General features: G+C 32.8%; 9 protein-coding genes. 5 read left to right on the forward strand and 4 right to left on the reverse strand.

All coding sequences use genetic code 11. From position 1 onward, the window contains the following. The first annotated feature begins 56 nt into the window (after window positions 1-56). On the forward strand, window positions 57-2,726 hold the full coding sequence (locus tag KMW28_RS21850; protein ID WP_169662251.1) for a T9SS type A sorting domain-containing protein: 2,670 nt from the start codon (window positions 57-59) through the stop codon (window positions 2,724-2,726). 414 nt (window positions 2,727-3,140) lie between these two features. Here the strand turns inward: KMW28_RS21850 and KMW28_RS21855 are convergent, their stop codons facing one another. The 4 genes from KMW28_RS21855 to KMW28_RS21870 form a co-directional block, all read right to left on the reverse strand. Then, on the reverse strand, window positions 3,141-5,087 hold the full coding sequence (locus tag KMW28_RS21855) for a putative Ig domain-containing protein (protein ID WP_169662250.1): 1,947 nt from the start codon (window positions 5,085-5,087) through the stop codon (window positions 3,141-3,143). 13 nt (window positions 5,088-5,100) lie between these two features. After that, a complete protein-coding gene (locus tag KMW28_RS21860) occupies window positions 5,101-6,738 on the reverse strand; it encodes a RagB/SusD family nutrient uptake outer membrane protein (protein ID WP_169662249.1) in 1,638 nt (545 codons plus the stop codon). A 27-nt stretch (window positions 6,739-6,765) separates the two neighbouring features. After that, a complete protein-coding gene (locus tag KMW28_RS21865) occupies window positions 6,766-9,936 on the reverse strand; it encodes a SusC/RagA family TonB-linked outer membrane protein (RefSeq protein ID WP_169662248.1) in 3,171 nt (1,056 codons plus the stop codon). 391 nt (window positions 9,937-10,327) lie between these two features. Next, window positions 10,328-11,494, reverse strand: a complete 1,167-nt coding sequence (locus tag KMW28_RS21870; protein ID WP_169662247.1) for a hypothetical protein — start codon at window positions 11,492-11,494, stop codon at window positions 10,328-10,330. 316 nt (window positions 11,495-11,810) lie between these two features. On the opposite strand from KMW28_RS21870, the gene KMW28_RS21875 reads away from it, so the two are divergent. The 4 genes from KMW28_RS21875 to KMW28_RS21890 all read left to right on the forward strand — a co-directional run bounded on the left by KMW28_RS21875 (window position 11,811) and on the right by KMW28_RS21890 (window position 19,157). After that, a complete protein-coding gene (locus KMW28_RS21875; RefSeq protein ID WP_169662246.1) occupies window positions 11,811-13,382 on the forward strand; it encodes a sulfatase family protein in 1,572 nt (523 codons plus the stop codon). Between the two features lie 105 nt (window positions 13,383-13,487). Further along, a complete protein-coding gene (locus KMW28_RS21880) occupies window positions 13,488-16,469 on the forward strand; it encodes a ligand-binding sensor domain-containing protein (protein ID WP_169662245.1) in 2,982 nt (993 codons plus the stop codon). Between the two features lie 4 nt (window positions 16,470-16,473). Beyond that, window positions 16,474-17,562 (forward strand): aldose epimerase family protein, encoded by a 1,089-nt coding sequence (locus tag KMW28_RS21885; protein WP_169662244.1) that lies wholly within the window; start codon window positions 16,474-16,476, stop codon window positions 17,560-17,562. A gap of 38 nt (window positions 17,563-17,600) precedes the next feature. Further along, entirely contained in the window at window positions 17,601-19,157 is a 1,557-nt protein-coding gene (locus tag KMW28_RS21890) for a sulfatase family protein (protein WP_169662243.1), read from the forward strand. Window positions 19,158-19,208 lie beyond the last annotated feature (51 nt).

Below are 19,208 nucleotides of genomic sequence, written 5' to 3' on the forward strand. Positions count from 1 at the left end.
CACCTTTGGAAGGTGTTAGAACAACACTTGATTTTTTTTACTAACAAAAAATAAGTATGAAATTTAATTATCATTTACTTCTATGGTTGGGGATATTCTTTTCTCAACCCTTCACTCTTTTGTCACAAAGTGTACCTCAAGATATCTTAGATATCAACCCTAATGTTTTACCAGAAAGTACCTACCCTTTTTGGCCAGCGTATAATTATCTAGAATTTTCTGATGTTCAAAACATAGAAGCACAGGTATGGTCTAAGTCAGATCATACAGTGATGGGTTGGGATTGGTCACTTCCTGAAAATACTGTCCCTGCAACGAATAGTATGATTGCTCTACAAAGGAATATTTACTTTAAAACAGATGGGTCAATAAAAGAATTTGATGCCCCCAATCTAAAATTTGAGGGTAACCCCGTTGGTCTTTTATGGGTAAAATGGAGAGATATAGAAAAAGTGGATGGAGAAATTGATTTCTCCACGGTAATAAGTAGTATTGAACAAGCCAACAGTCAGGGCGTTGATATTGTTCTCAGAATTTTAGCACACTCTAAAGAAAGAGGGAATGGAGTGGAAGGTGAAGCCCCACTTTGGTTAGAAGATTTAGGAGCAAGTTTACTACCTAGAGATAAAACAAGCGATAATCTAAATTTTGATCCCTCAGATCCTATTTTCCATGAGCAATACCTTCAATTGGTAGATGCATTAGGAAAGAGTGGTATTCCTCAAATGGTAAAATCAGCTTATGTTGGTTATGCTTCTCATACTTTTGGTGATGAAGGCATTGGACCCCATGGTGAAAAAGAATGGGAGAAAAATGATGCTGAAGTACATGTTAGAGAACGATTAGATGCTTGGCAACATGCATTTGATGGCATTGAACATAAAATATTTATGGGGGGAACAAGTCATTATGGATTTAATTATGGCTTTGGAGTAAGAAGAGGTTTTGTAGAAATGTACCTTTATAATATCCCTAACTTAGACATGGGGCAATCTATAGATGCTGATGGATATTTAATTCTAGATGAAAACTCTCCGATAGTAAGTCATGGTGGTTTCCATGGAGAAGTCAACGAAGAATATGAGCCAGCATGGGCCACTCCAGAAAGGGGATATCGTTTTGGAGCAACGACCAATTCATTTACCTACCGTTATTTTATGAGTAATCTAAGAGCCTTACAAATGAGATGTAATTATATCCATACTACAGGACATCTTATTCCAGAAATGTTACCCTTTATTGCTCAAGAATTAGGAAGATCCGTAGAAGACACGCCAGATGTTTGGACCTACCTAGGCACATCTTATATGAACCATCAAACATATAAGAACAATGACAATGCATCACCAAAACGTTCTTTCACTAAAGAAGAAAAGAATGAAGGTATTGAAATGAAAAATTTCGAAAGATGGTTATATCAAAGAGATGCAGAAGGCTATACCACTACTCCTGAAGTTCAAATTCAACAATCTATAAAAATGTGGATGGTATTCGAAGATAAATATTACGATTACATTGCCAGAAAAGGTAATAAAATCGGTTTTGATATTGACGATAGATGGATGAACGACGATCGGGAGTTAGCTATTAAAGTCACTTATTTTGATAATTCTAATGGACAACTTCAATTGGTTTACAACAATGAAAATTCTTCTAAATCCGTTGATCTTACTGGAGATGGTAAGCTAAAAACTACTACTTTCATTATCAATGATTTGGATGAAAATTCAATGCCTCAAGGTTTTGACTTTACATTAGAGGCTGGTGGAGAAGCCACTGAAATTACAGTTTCTATGGTTAGAGTAATCGATACCAATGAAGATAAAGATGAAATCCACGGAATGAGTGTACCAGAAAAAGTAACAGCAGGAGAACAAGTCACAGTTGCTGTAGATTATTTAGCCACTGAAAATAGAGAAATGACCGTTGAATTAAAATTGAATTCAACTCCTTGGACTACCTATGGATCTAAAAAAGTAAATGTGCAAGAAGGCGAAGGAACTCTTGACATCACATTTGATGTTGCTGATGATATTATCATTGCAGATAGTGCATATAAAATAAGTGCTTACCTATTTCCTGTAGGGGGAAATTATGGTAGTCGTTTGAGTTTAAAATCTTTAGGTGATATAAGTGCCATAGCACCTGTTTTTATAGACTCTATTCTTTCTATTATCGCTCCTCAACAGGTAAAAGGAGGTGAAGTTATAAGCTCCCAAATTCATTTCAATACCAAAGAAAATAGAGAGCTAACGGTAGAATTAAAATTAAATTCAGCTCCATGGACGACTTACGGGTCTCAAAAAGTAAATCTTACAAATAGAGAAGGAACCGTTGAAGTAGAATTTGAAGTCGCAGAAGACATTCTGATAGCTAATGATGCATATAAGATATCCGCTTATGTTTATCCTGTTGGTGGAAATTATAATGACCGTATTCATCAACTATCTATTACAGGAATTGATGCTATATCTTCCTCAATTACATCAAATTCCTCTACGCTACGTTCCAATAATTTAATAGTGTATCCAAATCCATTTTCTAATCAAATAAAAATTCAAGCCTCAGAAAACTTTATCATTTTTGATATCAATGAAAGACTTGTTTATGAAAGTCAAAACAATCAATTATCAGAGACTATCAATATTGATACAAGCCTATGGTTGAATGGAATGTATTTTATCAAATCTGTAAGCGGTGAAGTTGTTAAGATTCTAAAACATTGATATGCATAAAATGAAGTTATCTCATAAAGTAATATGCGATAGCCTACTCATTTGAATTGATTCATAGATAATTATGAAAGCACTACTACATTACAGAAGAAGTAACCTGTTGTAATGTAGTAGTGCTTTTATTTTATAATAACCAAGTATGTCTTGATACTTATTAAATGAATATAATATATAGAATCAAGACTGTTTACAAACACAATTATTGGTGAGTACTACTTTGAACGATATTACTGAATGTTAGTACTTTTATTTTATATGTTGAGTAGTGATGAACTAAATCTAAACACAAATAATAAAAAGCATAGACTGTACAGACTTTAAAAAGATAGAGGCTGTCTCATATTTCTTGAGACAACCTCTATTATTTATTCTATTATATAACTTTTCTAGTTGATTTTCTTTAATCTATTCATAAATAGCATCTGCTGTTTTCGCTACTTTTACAAGGTACTCATCTAATCCCCATGCGATACTCACGCCTGCGGCCTTTTCAGTTACCTCAATCATTGTTAAAATATTTAACTGTTGATTGGCATGTAAATTATCGTTCCCAAGTGAAACATTAATTACATTTCTTTCTTTTAAGTCGTCAGGATTACTAGGCCAATTTGTAGTTGAACTCCATGTTAACCCCTCAAACTCTGTCCAATCGTTTTTATCATACACTTTGGTAGGATCATTATCGTAACCAAATTGTACATGACGAGTAAATACTGGAGTTTGATTATTGTATTGTTCTGTAAAACTCACTTCTAATTGTCTCCAATCCGATTCTACATCAATGTTTTTAATTAATCCAGAACGACCTCTATCTACATTATCATTCCAAACAAAAACATTACTCATCGCTGTTTTAGTTACTGTTTTACCAAATTTCTCAATTTTTCCAGCTACCCATTCTAGTTTCACTCCATTATCGTTTCTTCTAAAGTGGTAATCTCCGTATTCTTGAGATCTTAAGCCGTATTGATTATCAGAATCAATTTTGAATTTAGATTGTGCATTTGCTGCAAATTCAAAATCAGTAAAGAAATGCTCCTCCCAAGTTGTACTCACTTGAATGATGAATACTTCAAAATCGATTGGGAAAACTTCTCCATCTAACATAATATCCACGGTAACACTAATTGGATATTCACCATCTGCAACATTACTATTTTCTGCTACAGTAATAGCACCAGTGGTAGGATTAATAGAAATGCCTTCGAAAGGAATATTCGATAACTTATATACTGGATTTTCTGTTACATCTTCACTAGTAATTGTAGCTTTCATTGGTGTCCAAGGAGTTAATTTCGCCAATTGAAGTACGTTACCTGATTGGCCCTCACCTCTATAAGTAATTTCTGGTTTATTGCCTACTGTCATTACAAAAGCATTTTCAACCAATAAATCACCAATAGGAGTTGCTAAAGTAATATGATAACTTGTTGTTCCATTAGGTACGTTAAATCCAACCTTAGAAATTACACCTGTTTTTGGATCAATCACTATATCACCAGTTTCAGGATTTCCTCTACTATCCGTAATACTATAAGTTATTTCGGATAGATCGATATCTTCTTCTGTACTAATTTTAGGTGTTGCAATTTCTCCAACTTTCATAAAGTCAACCAAAGCATCCTCATATTCTATATCAATAGCAATAGGATTTAAAGTAAATGTATATACATCTGCCAAGCTTTTTGGACCTTTATCCGTTTCAACTTCCAAACTAATCGTGTATTCTCCAACAGGAGTTACAGTACCTGTTTTTGTCAGCTGACCTAAAGTATCTATAGATACACCTTCTATTTCTGGAGAATAAGTGATATCCAAAACTTTAATTCCATCAAAGTTCTCTAGCACTGGAGTTGCAAATATTCCTTCTTTAGAAAACGCAACGGCTTCTGGAGCATCTGAATAATTAAAAACAAATGGAAGATCCATTAATTGTATAATACTAGCACTATCTTGATAAACCGAACCACCTAAGTAATCCATTCTCATTCTAAGGAAATAATGCCCAAGAGCTTGTTTATCAAGAGCAATATTTGCTGTTGATGTCAAAATAATCTCTCCTGTTTCATTATCTACTTGAATAAGATTTTGAAATTGTTCATAATCAAAATCTTCTAAATCAGAAGATACTGAATCTAAGAAAAATCGAACATAAGAGGTACCTTCCCATGTAGGAGCAGATACAAAAATTGTATCAACATAGCCAATATCTACTTGTTCATAATTAAGGTTTGTAGGAGTTTGTGTTTCAAGATCTTTGATGTGATCTGGTGCTTCTAAATCTTTATCGCAAGCAAAAAACAAAGCGATAAAAGAAATATAGAAACTTATATGTAATAATTTATTTTTCATAATTCATTCAAGTTTAGTATCCAGGATTTTGATCTCCTGCAGAAATCAAATGGTTGGAGTTTAGTTCGTTGTTTGGTATTGGTAAGTATTGAATTTTGTTATCTGTAGGATAAATAACATCCAAACCATCGACACCCAATGGTCCATTTACAAAATCGTTGTGTCTATCAATCACATTTGTTTTAAAGAACTGATAACCTCTCTTTCTTGCATCAAACCAATCTAAACCTTCTCCTACTAACTCAATTCTTCTTTGAATAAAGATTTGCTTATCAAAAGCCTCCTGATCCATTACACTCCAATCTTTAGGAAATTCAGAAACGGATTCTCCTGAATTTCTAGCTCTACCCAAGACTTCATTAACATAGTTTACTGCATCTGATGCTAAGCCTTTTTTATTTGCAATTTCACCCATCATTAATAAGTAATCGGCGTAACGGTAAATAATCCAGTTTTTATTAGCAGTTACAGTAACAGCAGAACGATCTCTCTGCATTAATTTGTAAAGAGGTACAAAGCCTGTAGCTAAGTTTAATCTTGTTACTTCACCTTGTACTTTTTTCTCAGGGTAATGTAACGTTTCCCAACCATTATTTCCTATACTACCGTCTTCTTCCAACTTGTATCCCACATATCTATTGATAAATGTTTCTGCAATTCTAGGATCCTCTGGTGAGTTTTCTGTAAACAAATCGTACAACTCTGGATTTGCATATAATCTACCAAAATTGTTTACCCCTTTAGTATATGATTTTGGTGTATAGGTTCTAAAAAACGAAGTTTGTGTTGCTGATGTAATACTAAACTGAAGTTCAAAAATTGATTCTGTAGTATTGTTTCCTGTTTCCAATTCCCAAAGGTCTCCATATCTCGGTACTAAGCTATATTTTTGATATACCTTTAGGCCTTCCTCATAAGCCAAGTCCCAATATTTAGCACTACCTTGATCAGTATAACCTTCAACTTTTAACCACTCATCGTTACTTTCTGCAGCATACGCTATTGAGCTGTAAACTCTAGCCAATAAGAAATTAGCTGCATATTTTTTAGGGAAACCACTTTCTTGTTCATCTCCTAACATGTACTCCGATGCTTTCTGAAGATCCGAGATAATCAAATCCAACATGTCAGCCTTAGACGATCTAGTTTTATACACCTCTTCCATCGATACTGGTAAAGTACGTAGTGGTGCACCTCCCCAATATTGATAAATTCGGAAATAATTAAACGCTCTCAAGAAGTATGCTTGACCAACATAATCTCTTGTTGCTGTAGGCACCCCTTCCCCTAGCATATCATTTTGATAACGCTTTTCGATATTGTAAATGATATCGTTTGCACTATTGATTGTTTTATAAAAATTCAACCAAGTATCGTTTACAGGAATATCGGTTGGATTCGGATTTAAAGAGGCAAGCGTAAAATTATATTCCTTTCTACCTGAATAGAAAAAACCCGAATTTAACGTCATGTCGTGCTGTTGAGAAGCGTATCCTTTAAAGTCTATCATTGTACCGTACATACCCAATACGGCCGATTTTTGACTTTCTACTGTGCCATACACTTCATCATCGGTAAGGACTGGTAATACTTCATTTTTACAAGCAAAACTTAATAGTCCAATTATGATAATACTATATATTGATTTCATTTCGAATAGTTTTTTTAATCTAGGATATTAGAAAGTTAGATTACAACCTATCAAGTAAGATCTGACGTTAGGGTAAGCACCCCAATCAACACCTATTAATGAACCGTTGTATAGGTCGTTCGTTACTTCCGGATCGTAACCACTGTATTTAGTAAATGTAAATGGGTTAGTTGCCGTAAAGTAAAGATTGATATTACTTAAAGATTTTGTTTTCACTGGTAAATCGTAGGCCAATGTAATGTTCGCAAGTCTCAAGTAACTACCGTCCTCAATAAGTTGATCCGTTACATAATTATCCATTACATTTTCTTGTCCGAATAAAATTCTAGGTTCTGTACCATTTGGATTTTCTTGTGACCAAGCATTGTAATAGGCATCTTTACTTAATGACCATTGATTACCACCTCTTGTATACGTATAGAAAATTTTATTTGCATTCAAAACATCATTCCCTTGTACTCCACTCCAAAGCATGCTTAATGATAAAGATTTATATCTTACTGATGTTCTAAAACTATAGATAAAATCTGGGTTAGGATCACCAATAATTGTTCTATCTTCGGCAGTAATTACACCATCACCATTTTGATCCACAAAACGGATATCACCTGCTTTATTTTCTGAACCAAATAAAGGTCCTGCTTTCGCTTCCTCATCAGAAGTATAGATACCATCTGTTTTATATCCGTAGAATAAACCGATTGGCTGACCGCTAATAAAGATGTTTGCAGCATCCATTGAATTCGATACATTATCACCTAAATAATATTGTGCTTGGACAGGTGTTCCGTTCATATAGATTTGTGAAGAAGGCAATCCAAGATCTCCTAATTCAGTGATGTTTTTTGTAATTGAACCACCTACAGTAATACCCCAATCTTTTTTATCTAGAATTACTGCTTCCAAGTTTAATTCCACCCCTTGGTTACTCATTGTACCTCTATTCACGTAGAAGTTATCGAAACCAGTAGAAGCTGGAGCTGCAATTTTTTGAAGCAAATCTCTTGTCGTTTTATGATAAACATCTAAAGATCCATTAATTCTTGATTTAAAGAACCCAAAGTCAACACCAACATTATATTGTTCAGTTGTTTCCCAAGTTAAAGAAGCATTTGGAATATTATTAGGTATTGTACCTACTAATGATCCATTAGAAATACTTCCGTACAAGTTAGTATCGTAGCCTTGGAAAGTATTATAAGGAGGAATTCCTTGGTTACCTGTAACCCCCCAACCTGCTCTCATTTTAAGATCAGATACTACATTCGATGTATTTAAGAATGCTTCTTCTGAGATAAACCAAGCAGCTGATGCCGAAGGGAAGTATCCCCATTGATGTCCCTCTGCAAATTTAGACGATTTATCTGCTCTAAAGTTAGCCGTTACTGTATACTTATTATTGAATGTATAATTTACTCGACCTAAGTATGAAAATACATTTTCGTTGTAAGGCATGTATTTGTAAGGAGAAACCACCACTTTACCTAATTGAGGGGCTTCTGTTCTTCTCGATTTATTGTCAAAATCTGATACTACATAAGTATTACTAGCTTTGTCGATATTATCATAAGTTACTACCGCTGTTGCATTTACTCTATGCTTTTTACCAAACTTTTTATTGTATGATAAAATACCATCCACATTATAACTTGTTCTGTTTTGTCCCATTTCACTGTAAAGACCATTGTATTGATCTCCTTGGAATGTACCCGGACCAAACCAGATTTTTCTTTCTTGTGAACGGTAATCTAAACCAGTTCTCACTTGGAATTTGAATGCTTTAGAAATTTTATAGTTTAATTTAACTGCAGTAATATTTCTAAATTGCTTGGTGATATCGTCGTTATTTTCTAAGAATTTAACTGGAGTGTTTTGCGTTCCTTCTCCATTATTATCTTCTTGATTTAGAACACCTGTAAGTGGATTCTGTGCAACAGTTCTATTGATTAATGAGTTATTAGCACCTGCTTTGTTTCCTGTTTGAGGGAACATACCATCCATATAAAACAATGTGTTTTTTACATCTAGCGATAACTTGTTGGATACTTTTTGATTTAAATTAAAAGTCATATCTCCACCTTTCTGTTTAGATCTTTGGACTATACCTTCCTGATCTTGATATCCAACTGAGAAATAATATTTACTTTTTTCTGTGCCTCCCTGAATTGACATTCCTGCATTGTAGCTTACAGAATTTCTAAAGATTTCGTTTTGCCAATTGTGTTGATCATACTTCGTACCAGTAGCAGCATCATATACTTCTCTATTTTGATGATCCAAAACATAAATAGGTTGCCATCCTTCCATCATGTTTCTTTCGTTGTACATCATGGCATATTCGTAACCATCAAGAACATCAATATTTTTAGCACTTTGACTGATTGTTGTTTGCGCATAAGCATTGATTTTAGCATCACCTTTTGATCCACCTTTTGTGGTAATCAAAACAACACCATTTGCTCCTCTTGATCCATAAATTGCGGTAGCAGAAGCATCTTTAAGCACTTCTATATTAGCTATATCTCTAGGATTTATACCCGCCAGACCGTTAATTGGACCTGCCGATGCGGTGGCTGCATTAGAGCCATTTTCCATAGTTTCGCCAGCACTACTAATAATTACACCATCAACAACGTATAGAGGTTCGTTGTTACCTCTAAGAGAGTTCACACCACGAATTTTTACAGAAACAGCTCCACCAGGGTTACCACTGTTACCTCCTACTTGAACACCGGATAACCGACCCTGTAATAATTGATCTACAGTATTAAACTGTCTAGCGATGTTCTCATCTTCTTTTACTGAACCAACGGCTCCTGTAATATCCCTTTTACTCATTGTGCCGTAACCTACTACGACAATTTCATCTAGTATTTTTTCTTCATTCTTTAATGTAAAATCTTTTGTTTTTTCACCGTTATAAACCCAAACAATTGGTTTCATACCAATATAGGTAACTTCCAAAGTTTGTCCGACACTTAGGCCTGTTAGCGTATAGTTACCTTCAAAGTCCGTTACTGTGCCTTTTTCAGTATCTTTTAGTTTTATAATCGCAGATGGAAGTGGAAGATTAGATTCTTCATCAATTATTACCCCTTTTAAGGTAAAACCATTTCCACCTTGACCATAAGTAAGATTAAATGATAAAAATATCATGCACAACAATAATAGCCAATGTTGTCTTTTTTGTAGTTTCATTTCATCCTTAAATAAATTAAAAAAATGCTTTAACTGTTTTTACAAATGTACTTTTGACAACTCCTTGACAGGGGAGGATTTTAGACCAAAAACAGAAAAAGTAGTCTTTTTTTATAGCAAAAAATGTCCAATTGAACTAAAAACACAAGGTCTGAACAATTTGTGCAATTTTACTATTCTTAGGTTTTCATAAAAATGTTTGTTCGTTAAGGTTTCGAATTTAATAATAAATAACCTCAATTTAATGATGGTTAGGAATCTAAATAAACAAGGTGTACTATTTGCAATACAATTACACAAAACAAAAAAACACCTCTCCAATAATTCTATTTATGAATATCTGAGAGGTGATAATGATTATTTTTGATGAATATAAATTACTTTATAGGTATTAATTGATTGGGTCGACTGCTATTTCCTCAATAATCAGATTTCCTACATAAGCATTTAAGTTACTTCCCATAGAAATCATTAACTGATTAATCTTTTCATCTTGGTCTATTGTGAAAATAGCTTCAAATTCTGAAAATTCATTAGAAACCAACACTTTTTGCTTAGTCGTTTTTTTATATATATGTCCACTATCACCTATCATTTGAACCTGACAAGCAAATTTGGTCGTTTCTTGTTTCTTTTTGATAAAATTCCCTTGACCTGCCTTTTTATTAACGACCGATGGATAAAGCTTATTTGTATCCTTCACTTTTAGCTTAAATCTAACCTTGTATTTTGTACCTACCCTATTTTGTAGTGGTGTATTTAATTTAATTTTTTGACCAAAACCGAAATTATTGAAATTTCCAGTATAATCATTAGGGTCTAATGCTCTAACTACTAATTGATCTTTCAATATAACAGCTTGAGTTTTCATTGGAAAAATGTTCAAAATAGCTTGTCGTTGAGAAAAATCGGTCTTGAATGAACTTTGGTAATTATCTATTGTCACTTTTGCTAACATCAGATCATCTAAAAGAATTTTTCTGCTATTGTATTTTGATATGTCTATACCAAAACTCAAATACCCATAACCTTTATCTAGGTCATCTTCGGTTACAGTGAATTCTTGCATTATAAAACTCCATTCTTTGTCTATACTAATTTGTTTATAGGATGTTTTAGGTAAAGAAATTGGTTTTTTAAATGCAGCTGTTTTAGTAAGATTACCCCCAATACTTGCTTCGTTTTTTGTATGGTTCGATTTGGCATAAAATCCAAAAATATAATTTCCAGCTTCTGTTATTTGTACTGCAGCTGTTCTCAATATTACTTTAATCTGAGAGGATTCAATATGTTCGCTAAGTTCTATTTTTAAACTATTGTGTCCGTTTCTGCTTTCGAATTGAACTATACCGGAACTATAGACATGCATACCTTTATCTGATTGAATAAAAATTCCAGGCACACCCATTTTTTTTATTCCACCATATTCTCTTATTTCAAATTTCTTATTCTCACTTTCAAATTTAGGATCTTCAAGTGGGATCATTTTATATTCCTGTGCAAGGATGAAATTACTGAATAGCAATAGTATTATTAAGGTTGATTTTTTTGTTAGCATAACGTAATTATTTTTTCATTTCTTTCTTATTTTGATGCAATTTACACATGCTTAAAATAGACTAGGGATAGAAACTGTTTTTTAATAAGGTGAAATAATTGTTCAAAATATTAAACACTGATTTACCGATATATACATCATTAAAAGAACGTTTATTATCCCATAATTTAGAGATCCATATGAATAAAAAACTATGAGATATATGAGTAATTTTAGACTTTAATCTAAAAAGGAATAAAAGTGTAACATCACTTGTTTTTTAGAAAGCCATATTTGTTTTAAGCAAAAAAAGTATGAAATCTTATCGTCTTAAGAAATGACCTTATTACATATTCATAAAGATAAATGGAAACCTAAATTTATAACCTTTATCCTTTTAGCGGTATTTACTTTTAGTTGTAATAAAACTAAAACTTTTCAACACGCAAGACCTAATATATTATTTTGTATTGCCGACGATGCGGGAATGTTTATGAGTGCTTACGGATCTAAATTTGTGAATACACCCTCTTTTGATAAAGTGGCAAAAAATGGTTTACTATTTATGAATGCTTACACTCCCATAGCAGCAAGTGGTCCATCGAGGAGTGTAGTACTTACCGGTAGAAATCCATGGGAATTAGAACAAGCAGGAAGAGAAGGGGTTGTTTTCCCATCCAAATTTAAAACATACGTTGAAGCCTTAAACGAGCAAGGCTATTTGGTTGGATATACAGGAAGAAGCTGGGACGCCGGAGATCCTGGTATCATGAATAACCAACCAAGAAAACTTACGGGAAAATCTTTTAATAAATTTAAAATGATCCCTCCTACTCAATCAATTTCATCAGACGACTACTCTAAAAACTTTGAATACTTTTTGTCGCAACAAAAAGAGAACGAGCCTTGGGCTTTTTGGTATGGATCAAGAGAGCCTCATAGAAATTATACATTCCGATCTGGGGTAAATGTAGGAGGTAAATCTCTATCTGATATCAAGAAAAAAGATATTTATAAATTCTTACCAGATAATGATACCACAAGACACGATTTATTAGATTACGCTACTGAAATGGAATACAGTGATCATCATTTAGGTAAAATGTTGGATCTCCTCCATAAAACCAATCAGCTAGACAATACTATAGTTATTGTAACATCGGATAACGGAATACCTTTCCCTAGAGTAAAAGGTATGGAATATGAAAGGAGTATTCATTTGCCATTAGCTATTATGTGGGGGAAAGGAATCAATAATCCTGGTAGAGTAATAAATGATTATATCTCATTTACTGATATTGCCCCAACAATTTTAGAAGTGGCCAATATTTCTTCAAAATCAAAAATGGAAGAGATGAGTGGGAAATCGTTTACAGATATATTTTATACAGATAGAGAGGGTTGGATCGATAGCGATAGGAATTATATATTGATTGGTAAAGAAAAAAATCACATCAATCAGTTCTCTGAAAACGATTATCCTGTTAGGGGTTTAGTAATGGATAATTATTTATACCTACAGAATTATAAAAATAATAACCTTTTACAAATTCCTGCAAGATCATCTAAAATAGCTAGAGAAATAAATCCTACTTATGAATGGATTTTAAAACAAAAAATGGAAAACCTTCATAATAATTATTGGGATTGGGCACACAGTACTCCAGAAAAAATAGAACTCTATGATATTCATAAAGATCCTGATTGTTTAAATAATCTTTCCAAATTAAGTGCGTATCAGAAGCAGATTAACTTGATGTCTGAGTTAATGACAGAAAAATTAAAAAAGCAGAATGATCCGAGAATGTTAAAACAAGAAAATAATCTTAAAGAAGATCCTAAAAGTCAACACCTTACTTTGTTACGAATAAGTAATGATAGTAATAGAGTTACTGCAGAATACTTTTAACCTTTTTAAATAAATAAGAGATCTAAGAATTAAATAAATACCACTCTAAATATGCTAACTTTAAGTTATTAAATAAAGAAAATTAGAGAGTACTAAATTTATACAATGAGACATATTTTTACCATATTACTTTTTATCCTTTTTAATGCCTCTTTCGCATCGAATACATTTAAGATACATGCTATTTCACAGCAATTATCGAATAGTGAAGTGTATTCTTTATTGGAAGATCACAATGGATACATATGGATTGGTACTTTAGATGGACTCAATTATTATGATGGATACAATATTAAGGTATTCAATATTGGAGATGATAGAGATAACACCCTATCCAACAATACAATTTATGCTCTAGCAGAAGATAAAAAGAATAGGATTTGGATCGGAACAAACGACGGTTTGAACATTTATGAACCTTTGTACGATAGATTTACACAAATCTCTTTAAATAAATATGTATCGAGAAAAGAACGTGTAAATACTTTTCAAATTCAAGGAAATCACCTTTTTGTAGGTACTCATAGCGGTTTGTACATCATAAATATCAATCAGGAAACAGATCAAATAAAAAAAAGTAACTTTATTAAAGTAAATGAAGTGTTTCCTCAATCTTCTATAAATAACATTAAACCCGATCCGGTAGAAAAAGGAGTACTTTGGATTGCCTCTAGCCATGGGTTGGCCAAGATTAAATACAATGCCAAGAAAAACAGAATCCGTATTTTATCAAAACCTCAACAATTAAGAGAAGTAAAAATCACTGCTATAGATTTTGACAACAACAATAATATTTGGTATTCTACTGCTCAGGATCTCAATAAATATTACATTAAAGAAAAGAAAATTAAGAAGTGGAAAGATATTCGATCTATTTCTGACCTTCAGGTAGATAGGAATGGAAACCTTTGGATATCTTCTGTAAGCAACGGATTATTTTACCTTAATAATTTTCAGTTAGAAACTGAGGAAATCTATTTCCATAAACTGATGCAAACTTCCACACCATTAATCCGAACATTATTTCTAGGTAAAGATGGTACAATGTGGATAGGAACTATTGGTGAAGGAGTGAATTATTTAGATGTAGATAACAATCCATTTAAGCAATATAATATCTCCAAATACATTGATAATAAAAAGATTACACATTTTGTTCGTTCCATCTATAAAGATGAGTCGCAAAATTGTATTTATTTTGGTCTACACAATGGAGGATTATATGTGTATGATGAAAAAAGTAAAGTCACAAAAAAGGTCGGTCTAGGAGAATTGTTGGTATTTGATATCAAAAAGATTGATCAAAAGATATTTGTAGGTACTAAACAAGGTATTTATACAATTTCCGATAAAGGAAATGCTCATCAAGTAAATAAGATTATTTCTATACCATCTACTTGTACCAACCTACTCGAAGGCAACACCAAAGGGGTACTTTGGGCAGCAACATTAGAAGGTGTTTATCGATTCGAAAAGGATGGAGTAAAAGGGTATTCCTCTAAAATTTACAATAGAGAATCTGTTCCTAACTTATCTGGGAAAAATGCCCGTGTCTTATTTTATGACAAAGAATATCATGAAATATGGGTAGGTTTTGAAGGAGGAGGATTAAATATTCTTTCTTTAGATGAAAATGAAAATGTAAAGAATGTAAACATCATTAATTCTAATATTGGTGAGAAAGTGATTTCGAATGACTTCGTAAGATCTATCCGAAAAACAATAGATGGTCAATACCTTATTGGCACTTACAACGGTTTGAATATTTTGAAAAGAATCGATGGTGAAAATTTTAAAAACAAAGTGATCACAAAAAACGATGGACTTTTATCAAATATGATTCAAAGTATTGAAGAAGATAATGATGGAAATATTTGGTTAGGTACTAATAATGGTATGAGTCGTTTAAGCATACAGAATCAAGAGATTCATATCATTAATTACAATAGACAAAACGGACTACCAAGTGCTGAGTTTTCAGAACATGCCTCTTGCAAAACGGATAGTGGAGACATCTTTTTTGGGACCAATCATTTGTTCTTTTCTTTTAATAATAAAGACATTGTGGTGAGTGATAAAGGGCTCAAAGCCAGCATAGACAAATTCAATATTCTTGGTGATAGAGTTTTGCCCAATAAAATGTTCCATGGGCAGATAAAAACTGAACAACTTATCCCTGACTTAAAAGAGATTACACTTTCTCCTAATGAAACCTCCTTCTCATTAGACTTTATGGTCAATGAAGTGGGACGTGCTAAAAGAGTAGAATATGCTTACTTTCTAGAAGGTTTTGATACTGAATGGAAATATCTTAGTAATAATAATCGTCACATAGAATATGTTCATCTACCTTATGGAACATATACATTAAAATATAAAGCTTCTTCTGTTGATGGAATTTTTGATGAAGATTATCACACTTTGACTATTGAAATTGAACGACCTTATTATTTAACTTGGTATGCTTTCCTTAGCTACTTTATTATTCTAGTAGGCATAATTTATATTTTGTATTTATCAAAATTTAAAAGAGAAGCAGAAGAGAACTTTAATATTCAAGCCAACAATCAACTTGATTCTAAATTAAAGAAAGTAATCGAAAAAGAATCTTTAAATAATAATCAAATAAAAGAAAGTACGACAGAAAATAAAGAAGGGTTGATCATTAAAGAAGAAAAAAATTCAGAAGAAGAAAAAGAACCTGTGGATGAAGATAAGCCTCGTTTATCCATTCAAGATGAAAAATTCTTAAACAAACTTTCCGATGCCATAGCAGAAGGATTATCTGATTCTGAATTTACTATTGAAACTCTAGAAAAAGAGTTGGGAATGAGCCATTCAAACTTTTACCGAAAAGTAAAAAAAGTAACCGGTAGATCTGCAAAAGATATATTACAAGAAGCACGTTTAAAGAAAGCTGCTTTTCTGATTACAAAAGAAGAATATAGAGTTTCTGATGTAGCTTATATTGTTGGATTTAACAATCCAAAATATTTTAGTAAGTGTTTTAAAGAATTCTTTGGAATGACTCCTTCACAATACGAACAAACGGAAAAGGAAAAAAAAGAAACCACAACAAACAATTAAATAAATGAAATCTGGATTATATTTTTTAATGCTATTCTTCATCATAGCGTTTGGAACTTTACATGCTAAATCTTGCATGAATAAAAACGATAATTCATTCAAAATCATAGAATTATCTAATAAAAAAGGTAACAAAATAGGAATAACCAACTATGGTGCTCGATTGGTTTCATGGTATGTAAAAGACAATAAAAATAAAGAACAAAATATTGTTTTAGGCTTTTCATCACAGGAACAATACGAAAAAGCAGCTGCCCCATATTATGGTGCAATTGTTGGTCGTTATGCCAATAGAATTGAAAATTTCACCTTGTATGGTAAAGAGTATCATTTAACCGACGATGCTTATGTGCTGCATGGTGGAAAAGCAGGTTTTCACGATAAATTATGGACCATTGAAGTAGTATCTGATTCATCGGTTACACTTTCATATATATCAAAAGATGGGGATGGTGGTTACCAAGGTCAAGTAACTACACATGTAGAATATATACTTACTTCTCAAAATGAGTTAGTTATCAATTATTCTGCAGCGACTGATAAACCAACTCCAATAAATTTAACAAACCATGCCTTTTTTAATCTTAAAGGTGCTGGAAATGGTTCAATATTAGATCTATCCTTAAAAGTAAATGCAGATCAATTTACTCCTTTACAAAGTAATGGTTTGCCCACTGGAGAAATTAAAGAAGTAGAAGGAAGCGTCTTTGATTTTAGAAATTTCAAAAAGGTAAAATCAGCAGTAAAGAGTAAGGATCCACAAATTTTATTGGCAAAAGGGCTAGATCATAATTTTGTAAACAAGAACACAAACGAGCCTCTTATTACAGCTATCGATCCTAAATCAGGAATTAAAATGGAAATGACAACCACGATGGCTGGTGTACAAATTTATACTGCAAATTATTTATCAGGTAAAGATAAAAATGATAAAGGAAAAGCATTTAAAGCAAGAGAATCTATCTGTTTTGAATCCCAATTTTTTGCCAATTCACCTAATCATTCCAACTTCCCTAATACAATTTTAAAACCGGGTGAAACATATTCGCATTCAACAGTATATAAAGTCACTACTCTAAATAGTGTACGATAAAAAAATAATAAAGAATTACAAAATAAATATTTTTTAAAATGAAAAAAATAATTTTCCCCCTCTTGATCGTAATGGCTTGTTTAGGTACAAGTTGCCAAAAAAATCAAACAAATTCGTCTGAAGAAAGTATTACACAAAAACCAAACATCATCTTTATTTACCTAGATGATCTTGGCTATGGTGATTTAGGTGTAAACGGTGCAAAAGGTGTTGAAACTCCTCATTTCGATGCATTAGCAAACGGTGGTATCAATTTCACTAATGGCTATGCTTCTTCTGCCACTTGTACTCCCTCTAGATATGCAGCTTTTACAGGACAATATCCTTGGAGAAAAAATGCTAAAATTTTACCTGGTTCGGCACCAATGCTTATTGATACTACACAAGTTACACTGGCTGGTATGCTAAAAGAATCAGGGTACAATACAGCTATTATTGGAAAGTGGCATTTAGGTTTAGGTACTCATGACAAAAATTGGAATGAACATATTTATCCTAATCCAAATGACGTTGGGTACCACCACTCTTACATTATGGCAGCAACCCAAGATAGAGTGCCAACAGTTTACATCGAAGATGGAGATGTGGTTGGTTTAGACCCCAACGATCCTATTGAAATTGATTATGATAATAACTTCCCAGGTCAAACAAGTGGTAAAGAAAACCCTGAGTTGACGACGATGAAATGGCACCACGGTCACAACAGTAGTATTATTAACGGTATCCCAAGAATTGGATTCATGAAAGGCGGGAAATCGGCCATTTGGAGTGATGTTGATATGGCTGACCACTTTTTAGGTAAAGTAAAAAATTACATTACTGAAAAATCGAAAGAGGACAAACCTTTCTTCTTAACATACACCATGCAACAACCCCACGTTCCTAGAACTCCTCATCCAAGATTTGTAGGTAAGTCTACATTAGGACCAAGAGGTGATGTGATTGCTGAAGCTGACTGGTGTATTGGAGAGCTGATGAAAACTATACGTGAAGCAGGTATTGAAGAAAATACTCTAATTGTATTGTCATCTGATAACGGACCAGTATTAAATGATGGTTACTATGATGATGCAGTTGAAAAACTTGGAGACCACGATCCTAATGGAGGTTTAAGAGGTGGTAAGTACTCTTTATATGATGCAGGTACACACGTTCCTTTTATTACTTATTGGAAAGGTAAAATTCAACCTTCAACATCAAATGCTTTGGTTTGTCAGATGGACCTTTTTGCTTCTTTGGCAGATTTAGTTGGTAGTAAAATGAAATCTCAAGATTCAGAAAATGTACTTCCTGCATTATTAGGTACATCAAAAGAAGGAAGATCTTCTCTTATTTTAGAGGCAACAACTCGTACATCTTACAGAAAAGGAGATTATGTATTAATGCCAGCTTATGAGGGTCCTAAAGTAAATACTGAGGTAAATATTGAATTGGGCAACTTAAATGAATTGGCTCTATTTAATTTAAAAGAGGATCCTGCTCAGACTAAGAATATTGCAAAAGAAAATCCTGAATTGGTACAACAACTTTTAAAAGAGTTTATCTCTAAAAGAGGTAAAGACTATAAGAAAACTTCTCAATTGGAATTGAAATAATAGATTATATATTAAATTAAAATCAAGGCTATCCCTATTTTTAAAAGGAGA

Origin of the sequence: Flammeovirga yaeyamensis, from assembly GCF_018736045.1 — a bacterium.
Taxonomy (GTDB): Bacteria; Bacteroidota; Bacteroidia; order Cytophagales; family Flammeovirgaceae; genus Flammeovirga; species Flammeovirga yaeyamensis.

Excerpts from the sequence above, each read along its gene's own strand:
- KMW28_RS21850 (WP_169662251.1), top strand. The coding sequence starts at position 57 with ATGAAATTTAATTATCATTTACTTCTATGGTTGGGGATATTCTTTTCT.
- KMW28_RS21855 (WP_169662250.1), bottom strand. The coding sequence starts at position 5,087 with ATGAAAAATAAATTATTACATATAAGTTTCTATATTTCTTTTATCGCT.
- KMW28_RS21860 (WP_169662249.1), bottom strand. The coding sequence starts at position 6,738 with ATGAAATCAATATATAGTATTATCATAATTGGACTATTAAGTTTTGCT.
- KMW28_RS21865 (WP_169662248.1), bottom strand. The coding sequence starts at position 9,936 with ATGAAACTACAAAAAAGACAACATTGGCTATTATTGTTGTGCATGATA.
- KMW28_RS21870 (WP_169662247.1), bottom strand. The coding sequence starts at position 11,494 with ATGCTAACAAAAAAATCAACCTTAATAATACTATTGCTATTCAGTAAT.
- KMW28_RS21875 (WP_169662246.1), top strand. The coding sequence starts at position 11,811 with ATGACCTTATTACATATTCATAAAGATAAATGGAAACCTAAATTTATA.
- KMW28_RS21880 (WP_169662245.1), top strand. The coding sequence starts at position 13,488 with ATGAGACATATTTTTACCATATTACTTTTTATCCTTTTTAATGCCTCT.
- KMW28_RS21885 (WP_169662244.1), top strand. The coding sequence starts at position 16,474 with ATGAAATCTGGATTATATTTTTTAATGCTATTCTTCATCATAGCGTTT.
- KMW28_RS21890 (WP_169662243.1), top strand. The coding sequence starts at position 17,601 with ATGAAAAAAATAATTTTCCCCCTCTTGATCGTAATGGCTTGTTTAGGT.